Source organism: Escherichia sp. E3659 (genome assembly GCF_005781135.1).
Classification (GTDB): Bacteria; Pseudomonadota; Gammaproteobacteria; order Enterobacterales; family Enterobacteriaceae; genus Escherichia.
In genome coordinates, this window is sequence record NZ_VATQ01000003.1 from 37,896 (window position 1) to 49,434 (window position 11,539).

The following is an 11,539-nucleotide window of genomic DNA, read 5'->3' on the forward strand; positions in this document are numbered from 1 at the left end:
TTCTCCGGATAATTAAATTACAGACATCTTGCAATCTCATCATATTCATATGTTCAAATGAGAAAATATTTTGCCAACAATATCACTTTTTCCAAAAGTTAAATTAAGCATATTGAAATCGCATACAAAGCGTTGGCAGTTTTTTTGAATTTACATTCAGGGTGAATATTCCATAACAAATGAAATTCACCAAGTGAATTGATAATGCGAAATTATAAACGGAGATTATATAAACCGTTTCTGTATTCCTTCGCTCGTTTTTTCTGGGCGATGACAGCATTTAATTTTATCCAGTAACAGGAGAAGATTCATGAGTAAGCCTTCAGACCCTCGTATTGATACCAGTCGCGTCATCCATGCGCCACAAGGAACTCAACTGCATTGCAAAAACTGGCAGATCGAAGCTGCCTATCGGATGTTGCAGAACAACCTTGATCCCGACGTAGCCGAAAATCCACAGCATCTGGTGGTATACGGTGGCATTGGCCGCGCGGCGCGTAACTGGGAATGTTTCGACCAGATCCTCGAATCGCTCAAAAATCTCGAGCCTGATGAGTCGCTGTTGGTACAGTCCGGTAAACCCGTAGGCGTGTTTAAAACCCATACTGACGCGCCCCGCGTGCTGATTGCCAACTCTAACCTGGTGCCGCAATGGGCCAACTGGGATCACTTCAATGAACTGGATCGCAAAGGTCTGTTCATGTACGGCCAGATGACCGCGGGCTCGTGGATCTACATCGGTAGTCAGGGCATTGTGCAGGGAACGTTCGAAACTTTTGTCGAAGCAGGTCGCCAGCACTACAACAATTCGCTAAGTGGAAAATGGATCCTGACCGCGGGGCTCGGTGGTATGGGCGGTGCACAACCGCTGGCGGCGACTCTGGCGGGAGCTTGTTCATTAAATATCGAGTGCCAGCAAAGTAGCATCGACTTCCGTCTGCGTACCCGTTATGTCGATAAACAAGCGAAAGATCTTGATGATGCACTGGCGCTGATTAAATACCACACCGAACGCAAAGAAGCCGTTTCTATCGCGCTGCTGGGCAATGCAGCGGAAATTGTTCCTGAGTTGGTGAAACGTGCGCATCAGGGAGCTATCAAACCGGATCTGGTGACCGACCAGACCTCCGCTCACGATCTGGTCTATGGTTACCTGCCAATGGGCTGGAGCGTAGAACAATGGCGTGCTGCACAGCAGGATCCACAACAGCACGCCAGACTGCAAAAAGAAGCGGCACAGAGTTGCGTGGCGCATGTTCAGGGGATGCTGGACTTCCAGGCGATGGGGATCCCGGTTGTCGATTATGGTAACAACATCCGCCAGGTGGCTTTCAACGAAGGTCTGCAAAATGCCTTCGATTTCCCGGGTTTCGTTCCTGCTTACATTCGTCCCATGTTTTGTGAAGGTAAAGGCCCGTTCCGTTGGGTGGCACTGTCTGGTGACCCGGAAGATATCTATAAAACCGATGCCAAAATTAAAGAACTATTCCCCAATAACGTACTGACCCATCGCTGGCTGGATATGGCGCGTGAGCGTATCGCCTTCCAGGGGCTTCCTTCACGTATTTGCTGGCTGGGGCTTGGTGAGCGTCACCTGGCGGGGCTGGCATTCAACGAAATGGTGCGCAACGGTGAACTAAAAGCACCGATTGTGATTGGTCGCGATCATCTTGATACCGGTTCTGTCGCCAGCCCGAACCGCGAAACTGAAAGCATGCTCGATGGCAGTGATGCGGTTTCTGACTGGCCGTTGCTCAATGGTCTGCTCAATACCGCAGGTGGCGCAACGTGGGTGTCTCTGCATCATGGCGGCGGCGTCGGGATGGGGTATTCACAACACGCCGGGATGGTTATTGTTGCCGACGGTAGCGAAGAAGCCGAAAAACGTCTGGCGCGTGTGCTGGTGAATGACTGTGCTTCCGGGGTTATGCGTCATGCGGATGCGGGTTATGAGGCGGCAATTGAATGTGCCAAAAATTATGGTCTGAAATTGCCGATGATTCGCTAAATATTAACGCTGTTATTTAATATTTGCGCTAATACAGGCGGGAAGTCATCCGCCTGTATAACAATAATTATCAAAAATATTCATTACATCGTCGAGAGAAATATCTCTCGACCCTCTATTGCTGTTTCAAAAAATGACCTCTCATTTTGCAGGAGACTTTTTCATGGAATCAAGCAGCCCTATCCGCAGTAAAAAACCAGTATTAGAATCAAATACGATTAACGCCGTTCCTGAGTCCGCTCGCCACGGCGCGCCCTCCAGCCAGTTTACTTTGTGGCTAAGTGCTAACTTACAAATTACCGCCGTGGTGGACGGCGCGTTAGCGATTATTTTTGGCTCTGAAGCCATGTCAGCAATTATTGGTTTATTAATCGGTAATATTATCGGCGGCGCGGTTATGGCATTGCACTCGTCACAGGGGGCAAAGCTGGGATTACCACAGATGATCTCCAGTCGTATCCGCTTTGGCGTAAAAGGAGCGGCGCTACCGTTACTGATGGTGATTATTATGTATCTCGGATTTGCCGCGACGGGTACGGTATTATCCGGTCAGGCGATTAACCGGATATTTGGTTTTGAGTCAGCATCGACCGGAATTATTATTTTTGGCATGCTTACCGCGATGATCGCATTGGTCGGTTATAAACTTATTCACGTCGTTGGCCGTGTTGCAGGGATATTAAGTATTCTGGGGTTTATTTACCTGGCCACTCAACTTAGCGGTCACTACGATGTGGCTGCGGCATTTGGTCAAAAGCCATTTAGCTTATCGGTGTTTTTATTAACGATTGCACTCTCAGCCGGATGGCAATTAACGTTTGCACCTTACGCCTCTGATTATTCCCGCTATTTACCCTCTGATACACCAGCAAAATCAATCTTCTTTGCCACCTTTCTGGGTACCACGCTTGGCGCGCAATGTGCCATGACTTTTGGCGTTATTGTTGCTGCTTGCGGTGCTAACTTCCTGAAAGATCAGGTTGGTTTTATGGGCGATTTGGCCGGACCAACGTTTGCCATTCTGATTTATACGGTGATTGTTTGCGGCAAACTGACGGTTAACTGTTTGAATGCCTACGGCGGCTTTATGTCGATTCTGGCGACCGTCAGCGCCTTTAACAATCGCAGCCAGGTTTCACAGCGTGTTCGTGCTGCTTACGTTGTAGGTTTCGTGCTGTTGTCGATGGTCGTCGCGCTGGCGGCAAGCGCAGACTTTTTGAATAATTTCAAAAACTTCGTTCTGCTGCTGTTGACGGTATTTGTGCCGTGGAGCGCCATCAATCTCATCGACTACTACTTCATCTCACAAGGTAAAACCGATATTCCGGCACTTTATACCCCGGAGGGTCGCTATGGCGCGTATAACAAAACCGCGTTGGTTTGCTACGGAATTGGTGTGCTGGTGCAGATCCCCTTCCTGAATCAAAAACTGTATCAGGGACCCATTTCTGTACTGATGGGCAGGGCGGATATTTCCTGGATTATCGGCTTGTTAATGACTGCCGTTATTTATTACCCGTGGGCAAAACGTACTACCAGCGTTCCTGCCCAGACTATTTATCCCGAGTCGTAATATGGAACCAATGCTGATATCTGCAATGGATAAGCCCTTGCAACCGTGGCGCAACGGCGGGGGTTTTACGCGACAACTGCATGCCTGGCCTGATGATGAAAACTGGCTGTTACGCATCAGTATGGCCAATGTCAGCCAGGACGGTCCTTTTTCGGCGTGGCCTGGCGTGGTTCGTGGCCTCGCCATTCTCGATGGGGAAGGGGTGAGGCTGACGTTTGCCGATTCGATAATCAACCTGCAACGTCACGATCCCGCCTTAATTTTTCCCGGAGAAGTCATGCCAGATTGCCAGCTGCTGGGCGGTGCAGTTCGCGATCTCAATGTCATGGCGCGGGAAGGCGATACGGGGATGTTGCGGGTGCAAAGTGCCGTTGACTGGCTTCCTCCGTCACTTGCGCAAGCGGGCCTGTTCACGCTGTGTGAAGGGGAGTGGATAAGCGGCGAGAAAAGGGTGTTTGTCGCGGCAAATATGTTGTTATGGCTGGTTGCGCCTGATGGCAAGCCCTGGCGTTTCGTACCACGGAAAAAAGTCTCCGTCGGTGAGCTGGCGGGCTGGTGGCTTTATTATCTACGAGGGGAAAAATCCTTATGAGTGCATTAACGCTCTGGCGAAATACCACGCTGGCGACGCTTTCCGCTAACGATTGGGGAGTGATTGAAAATGGTGCATTAATCAGCCGTGGCGACACTATTGTCTGGCTTGGCAAGGCCACGCAGATCCCTCGCGAACTGACGGCTGACATTACAGAGGAACACGACCTGCAGGGTAAGTTGCTGACCCCCGGTCTGGTGGATTGCCATACGCATCTGGTGTATGGCGGCCAGCGGGCGAATGAGTTTGAGATGCGGCTGCAAGGCGTGGCTTATGAAGATATCGCCAAAGCGGGCGGCGGGATCTTATCTACCGTCAATGCCACGCGGGCGGCCAGCGAAACACAACTGTTTGAACTGGCGGCGCAGCGACTACAAAACTGGTTGCGTGAAGGCGTCAGTACGCTGGAAATAAAATCCGGTTATGGCTTGACGCTGGAAGATGAAGCGCGCTGTTTGTGCGTTATCCGCCGCTTACAGGAATCTACAGGATTACGTATTCAGTCTACGTTTCTTGGGGCGCACAGCTTGCCGCCAGAGTTTGCCGGGCGCAGTGATGATTACATTACGGCGCTTTGCGATTGGATGGGCGTCTTACATGAACAGGGGCTGATTGATGCGGTTGACGCTTTTTGTGAAAACATCGCCTTTAGCCCAGACCAGGTACGGCGCGTTTTCAGTAAAGCGCAACACTATGGATTGCCTGTAAAACTGCATGCCGAACAGCTTTCTGACCAGCAAGGCGCGGCGCTGGCGGCGGCGTTTTCTGCACTCTCCTGCGATCATCTGGAATACCTTAGCGAGTCGGGGATCGCCGCCATGAAAGCAGCTGGAACAGTGGCGGTACTGCTCCCCGGTGCTTATTACTTCCTGCGCGAAACCCATCTGCCGCCGATTGCCGCTTTGCGGGCAGCGGGCGTGCCGATTGCAATCTCCACAGATCATAACCCCGGAACGTCTCCCAATATGTCATTGCCATTGATGATCAATATGGCCTGTACGCTGTTTCGCATGACGCCGCTGGAAGCCGTTCAGGGCGTTACACGTCATGCGGCAAAGGCACTTGGACTTATTGACCGGGGTGAACTTGCACCGGGATTACGGGCGGATATGGCGGTCTGGGATCTTAACCATCCACGTGAACTGGCTTACTGGTTTGGGCATCAGCCTTGCCAGGGGCTTATTGTCGGCGGAAAAAGGAGTTGGTAATGAAGCAAACATTATTGCCGTGGAGTGGGCGTGTTGACTCGCAGGAAATCGGCATCAGCACTCGCTGGCATCAGCATGTGCAACCGTTTAGTGAACAAAGCCACGGCGGTTGTACGCTGATTGGTTTTGCCGTTGATGACGGGGTGCAACGTAATGGTGGGCGAGCGGGTGCAGCAGGCGGACCGGGCGCGTTGCGCAGCATGTTGGGAAATATGCCGGTGCTCTTTGAAGGCGCTATTTTCGATATGGGCGATGTACAAAGCGAGGACCACGCGCTGGAGTCCGCACAAAATCGTCTGGCGGCCAACGTATCTACAGCCATTGCGTGCGGCAGTTTACCGGTGGTTCTGGGTGGCGGTCATGAAGTGGCGTGGGGAACATTTCAGGGGATTATGCAGTCGCGTCCTGATATTCAGCGGTTACTGATTGTGAACCTTGATGCGCATTTTGATTTACGGATGGCGGAAAAAGCCAATTCAGGTACGCCGTTTCGTCAGATGCAAGAGTGGAACGCGCAGCATGGCAAACCGTTTAATTATCGCGTGCTGGGAATAAGTCGTTTTGCCAATACTCAGGCGTTATTTGATCGCGCTGATTGTCTCGGTGTGCGTTATTGGCTGGACGAATCTCTGCAATTTGAACGTGGTTTGCATGAGGTGGCTAATGCGCTCTCGGCAGATATTCAGGCATGTGACGCCATTTATTTAACGATTTGTCTCGATGTTTTACCTGGTTATCAGGCGCCCGGCGTTTCTGCGCCATCACCGTTAGGCGTGCCGTTAAATATTACTGAAGCCATTGTGAATTTAATCGCCGGTAGCGAGAAGTTGATTGCGGCGGATATTGCCGAACTTAACCCGGACCTGGATCGCGATAATTTAACCGCGAAAGTTGCCGCTCGCCTGGTGACCAGTATTGTCCGGCGGGGGAAAACAGATAGAACAAATTAAAACGTTGTCGCAGTAACCCGTTGTTAAACTCATCATGATAAGGAAACACAATGAAAGGATTGATACGAAGAGTCACTGTCACCGTTGTGCTCTGGAGCGTTTGCTCCATCGCGATGGCGAAATCAACCATTACTCTGGATGGCGAACATCTTTCCATTGACCAGGCCTGGTCAATTGCGTTAGGTGATAACGACGTCAAAATCGCGCCGAAAGCTCTGGACAGAATGGAAAAAAGTTATGATCTGGTGATGACCGCCGCACATTCTGGAACACCCGTTTATGGTTTAACCGTAGGCGTGGGGCTAAATAAAGACCAGCCGATATTTGATGCCAAAGGAAATTTAACGCCTGAGGTGATTGACGCGTCGAAAAAATTTAATGCTGCCGCGCTGCGCGCCCATTCTGCGGGCGTTGGTCCGATGTTACCGGATTATCTGGCACGCCTTTCAATGGTATTACGTTTAAATACCATGCTGCATGGGCAAACCGGCGCGCAGCCTTATATTGCCGAGTTGTATGCCGAATTTATTAATCGCGGCGTTACACCGTTAATTCCGGCGCGGGGAAGCATCGGCGCAGCGGATATTATGCTCGCTTCGCACGTTGGTCTGGTGATGATGGGGGAATGGAAAGCCCGAGTAAATGGCGTGCAAATGAGCGGTGGTGACGCGCTGGCGAAAGTGGGACTTAAGCCACTGGTGCCGCAGGGTAAAGATATGCTGGCGATTTTGTCGAACAACAGCGTCGGGACAGCCTACGCTATCGAAGCAGTTCGTTCGGCACGTCAGTTGCTGAATGTCAGCCCGGTGGTTTTCGCTATGAGTCTGGAAGCGTTGAATGGTAACGTCGCACCAGTACTGCCGCAGTCAATTGCCGTGCGTCCTTTCCCGCAGTTGGCTGACTCTGCAAAAGAGATTCGCGATGCGTTAAACGGTTCATATTTATGGCATAAAGATGACAAACGTGCATTGCAAGATCCGTTATCGTTCAGAACTACGGTATATACCATTGCTGAATCAGTACGTGCTTTGCATGATGCTGAAGAGGTCATAACCGTACAAATCAACAGTTCCGATGACAACCCAGCAACGGTGCTGAATGCAGACAAGGCGTATCAGGACTCCAGTCAGGTCGCGCAATATTTTGTTAAAGATGGCGCAGTCAGCGGCGGGATCTTCCCGACGGCGAACTTCGAATCGTTACCTGTTGCGCTTGCCACTCAGCGTCTGACCGTGGCGCTGGTACATGTTTCGCATAACAGTATGCGTCGCTCGCTGCACCTGGAAGATGAGCACTTTACCGGTTTAACGCGCTTCCTGTCGGCACCCGGTAATAAAGGTCACGGCTTCGGTTCGCTGCATATTCCGTTTGTCGCGCTGCATGCGGAAAACGTCGATCTCGCCAATCCTGTTTCTTTCGATATTCAACCGGTTGCCGGAGGTATAGAAGATACCGGCGCCAATAATGACCACGCGGCCAGAAGATTGAAACAGGTTGTCGATAATCTGAACGTGATTTATGGCATTGAACTGATGCATTCCGCACAGGCTCTCGATTTACGGTTGCAGGCCGATCCGCAACTGGCATTAGGAAAATCCACCAAAGCAATGTTTACCGAATACAGAAAAGTCGTGCCTTTTGTCGACCAGGATCGGGTCTTTACCCCAGATATTGCAGCTTCGCAAAAATTCTTAGAAGGATATGCTATAAATCAAAAATAAAATTTTTGTTGATTGTTTATCATAATATCCATAGATATGATAATTGCTATCAATTTAATAATCTTCACTTAACTTGAATCATAATAATCCGAAGGGCGCTTTGCTTTTCGGATTATTATTATCTGATTGAGACAATTGTCACGCCGGGCTTGCTGGGTTATAAATATCGATCATGATTTTTATAAAATATCTATTGCTGCTTTGGTTGCCATTACTTAGCAATAAGTAATGGTTTTTTGATAGTTTAAACTATTTTTAAGGGACGGCATTATGAGAGGAAAAATACCCAAAACGGAACTGTTGGTAACTTTTGAGGTAGTCGCACGCCATGAAAGTTATACCAGAGCGGCAGAGGAGTTAGCATTAACCCAAAGCGCAGTATTCAGGCAAGTTAGCGCACTGGAAGATTTTTTACATATATCATTATTTGCGCATTCTAAAAAAAGAATATTTCTTAATGATGCCGGAAAGCATTATCTGGGAATTGTTAAAGAAACATTGAATAAGCTTGAACGTGACACGAATACTATCATGACCTGGCAGCCTACGGTTCAGGTTATTGAGCTTGCTGTCAATCCTACTTTCAGCACGCACTGGTTGATCCCCAATTTACGTGAGTTCAATAAATTGTATCCCGATATTATTGTCAATATTCACTCATTAGCTAATAACGGGGATTTTCTTAATCGGGAATACGATGCCGTCATTATGCGCGAAAATTTCTGTGCGCCCTGGTCGGAGGTAGAATATCTCTTTGAGGAAGAGATCCTGCCGGTATGCAGCGGCAGTTTACTTTCACTTCCTGACCAAAAACTGTCTGTTGCAGAGCTATTAAGTGAGCTACCATTGCTGCATCAAAGCACCCGTATTACTGGTTGGGAAGAGTGGTTTGCATTGTCTGGCGTTAGTAATCCGTTGGTGAATAACGGGCCACGTTTTGATTTACTTTCAATGCTGATTGCCGCCGTGCGATCTAATCTCGGTGTGGCGCTCCTGCCCCGGTTTGCAATTCAACACGATTTAGATAGCGGTGACATGGTGATTCCGTGTGATGTGCCTATTCGTACCGGCAATCGCTTTATTATGACGTGGCGGGAAGAGAAGGCTGATTATCCGCACTTGCAACTCTTTCGTGAGTGGTTGCTGGCAAAATCGGTCGTACCGGAGGAGATGTAAAACCTGCGCCTGGCGAGATGCCAGGCGCAGTCATTACCAGTCGATACCAGGCTGTGCCTGAATACCGTTATCAAAAGCATGCTTGACGGGGCGGATTTCGCTTACCGTATCCGCCATTTTTACTATCTCACTATGGCAGCCGCGTCCGGTGACAATGACGTTTTGCTGCGCCGGGCGATTTTGTAGCGAAGCGATCACTTCTTCGGTATCCAGATAATGGTAAGCCAGCATGTAGGTCAGCTCATCGAGCACCACTAAATCGTAACGGTCATCAGCCAGCATCCGCTTGCATTCAGACCAGACCTCTTTCGCCGCGTCGATATCCGCTTGCCGATTCTGTGTCTCCCAGGTAAAACCTGTTCCCATAATATGAAATTCAACGCCCAGTGGATGGAGAAGGTTATATTCGCCGTTGTCCCACTGTCCCTTGATGAACTGCGCAACGCCAACCGTTTTGCCATGACCTACGGCGCGCGTCACGGTACCAAAAGCGGCGGTGGATTTTCCTTTTCCGTTACCAGTGAAAACAATCAATATTCCTTTTTTCTCCGTCGCCGCCGCGATGCGTGTGTCGACCTGTTCTTTCAGTTTCTGCTGGCGCTGAATATGTCGTTCAGTTGAAATCCGCGCTTCCATTCACTTTCCTTAATGCCCGGCGGGGCAATTGGCGCAACGGTGTTGCTGCTCAAACTGACTAAAGAAATTATTGCCTTTATCATCCACCAGAATGAACGCGGGCAAGTTTTCAACCTCCATCATCCACACAGCTTCCATGCCCAACTCCGGATATTCCAGGCAATGCAGGCTTTTGACATATTCTTGTGCCAGTAACGCCGCCGCACCGCCGATACTTCCCAGATTAAAGCCGCCATGTTTGTGACAGGCATCGGTAACCTGCTGGCTGCGGTTGCCTTTCGATAACATCACCAGACTGCCGCCAGCCGCCTGGAAGGCGTCGACATAACCGTCCATTCGACCGCCCGTGGTGGGCCCAAGAGAACCACAGGCCATATTTTCCGGTGTTTTCGCGGGGCCAGCGTAATAGACAATATGATGTTTCAGGTAATCCGGCATCGGTTCGCCGTTATCCAGTCGTTCTTTTATTTTGGCGTGGGCGATATCACGCGCCACTACGATGGGGCCGCTTAACGACACACGGGTGCCGATCGGTAATGTGGCGAGATCCTGCATTACCTCACGCAATGGACGATTTAGATCAATCTGTACGTTATGCGTGTGATTGTCTTCCCGCATTGAGGCTGGAATATATTGCCCCGGATTATGTTCGAGTTTTTCCAGCCAGATGCCGTGCTTGTTAATTTTGGCTTTAATATTACGATCGGCGGAACAGGAGAGTGCCATAGCGATTGGGCAGGAGCCGCCGTGGCGCGGTAGACGAATAACACGAATATCATGAGCGAAATATTTGCCACCAAACTGAGCACCAATACCAAATTGTTGGCTGGCGTCGAGCAAGGTTTTTTCCAGCTCAACATCGCGGAAGGCTTGTCCCTGCTCGTTTCCGCTGGTGGGCAGATTATCGTAGTATTTTGTCGACGCTAGTTTGGCAACTTTTAGCGCCTGATCGGCAGAAAGTCCCCCGACGACAAAGGCGATGTGGTAGGGCGGACAGGCGGCAGTTCCCAGCGATTTCATTTTTTCGATTAAAAACGCAGTCAGTTTTTCTGGTTGCAGGAGAGATTTAGTTTCCTGGTAAAGCGCAGCTTTATTGGCAGAGCCACCCCCTTTATTAACACACAGAAAATGGTACTCGTCGCCGGGGACGGCGCTGATATCAATCTGAGCCGGAAGATTGGTTTGTGTATTGACTTCGGTATACATATCCAGTGGCGCATTTTGTGAAAAGCGCAGATTATTTTCCTGGAAAGTGGTGTAAATACCCTTGCTTAAGGCTTCGGCGTCATTGCCCCCGGTCCAGATGTGTTGCCCTTTACTGGCGACAATGGTAGCGGTGCCGGTGTCCTGGCAGTTGGGTAATATCCCTTTTGCCGAGACTTCGGCATTGCGCAGTAGCTGCAAGGCCACATATCTGTCATTACTGCTGGCCTGCGGATCGTTCAGAATGCTGGCGACTTGTTGCAGGTGAACGGGACGTAAGAAAAAAGAGGCTTCATAAAATGCCTCCCGGGCAAGCAACGTTAATGCTTCCGGAGCGACTTTTATCACTTCTTCGCCGTCTATTTCCGTTACTGTAATATATTGATCGCTGATTAATTTATATTCCGTCGCGTCTTTATATTGTAAAAACGGTTCTTGCCAGATAAATGGTTTGGACATGATGTGTTCTCAC

9 protein-coding genes are annotated in these 11,539 nt (G+C 49.7%); 7 read left to right on the forward strand and 2 right to left on the reverse strand.

The annotated features are described in order from the left end of the window. Positions 1 to 310: 310 nt before the first annotated feature. From hutU to FEK47_RS03420, 7 genes are all read left to right on the forward strand, one after another. Positions 311 to 2,008: a urocanate hydratase gene (gene hutU, locus FEK47_RS03390; protein WP_130214975.1), complete on the forward strand. Its 1,698-nt coding sequence runs from the start codon at positions 311 to 313 to the stop codon at positions 2,006 to 2,008. Positions 2,009 to 2,171: 163 nt separating this feature from the next. Then, positions 2,172 to 3,581 carry a cytosine permease gene (locus FEK47_RS03395; RefSeq protein WP_135487440.1) on the forward strand — a complete coding sequence of 470 codons (1,410 nt, stop codon included), beginning with the start codon at positions 2,172 to 2,174 and terminating at the stop codon, positions 3,579 to 3,581. Positions 3,582 to 3,591: 10 nt separating this feature from the next. Beyond that, a complete protein-coding gene (locus FEK47_RS03400) occupies positions 3,592 to 4,173 on the forward strand; it encodes a HutD family protein (RefSeq protein WP_240727831.1) in 582 nt (193 codons plus the stop codon). After that, complete coding sequence (hutI, locus tag FEK47_RS03405; RefSeq protein WP_135487438.1) at positions 4,170 to 5,381, forward strand: imidazolonepropionase; 1,212 nt, start codon at positions 4,170 to 4,172, stop codon at positions 5,379 to 5,381. The genes FEK47_RS03400 and hutI overlap by 4 nt, the downstream gene beginning before the upstream one ends. After that, on the forward strand, positions 5,381 to 6,331 hold the full coding sequence (gene hutG / locus FEK47_RS03410) for a formimidoylglutamase (RefSeq protein ID WP_135487437.1): 951 nt from the start codon (positions 5,381 to 5,383) through the stop codon (positions 6,329 to 6,331). The genes hutI and hutG overlap by 1 nt, the downstream gene beginning before the upstream one ends. Positions 6,332 to 6,381: 50 nt before the next feature. After that, positions 6,382 to 8,052 (forward strand): aromatic amino acid ammonia-lyase, encoded by a 1,671-nt coding sequence (locus FEK47_RS03415; protein ID WP_135404565.1) that lies wholly within the window; start codon positions 6,382 to 6,384, stop codon positions 8,050 to 8,052. 270 nt (positions 8,053 to 8,322) lie between these two features. Continuing rightward, positions 8,323 to 9,228, forward strand: coding sequence for a LysR substrate-binding domain-containing protein (locus FEK47_RS03420; RefSeq protein WP_138183103.1), 906 nt, complete (start codon positions 8,323 to 8,325; stop codon positions 9,226 to 9,228). A gap of 33 nt (positions 9,229 to 9,261) precedes the next feature. Here FEK47_RS03420 and cobO read toward each other — a convergent pair whose 3' ends face one another. Next, positions 9,262 to 9,864, reverse strand: coding sequence for a cob(I)yrinic acid a,c-diamide adenosyltransferase (cobO, locus tag FEK47_RS03425; RefSeq protein ID WP_135381136.1), 603 nt, complete (start codon positions 9,862 to 9,864; stop codon positions 9,262 to 9,264). Positions 9,865 to 9,873: 9 nt separating this feature from the next. After that, positions 9,874 to 11,526: a class I fumarate hydratase gene (locus FEK47_RS03430; RefSeq protein WP_138183104.1), complete on the reverse strand. Its 1,653-nt coding sequence runs from the start codon at positions 11,524 to 11,526 to the stop codon at positions 9,874 to 9,876. Between the last annotated feature and the right edge of the window lie 13 nt (positions 11,527 to 11,539).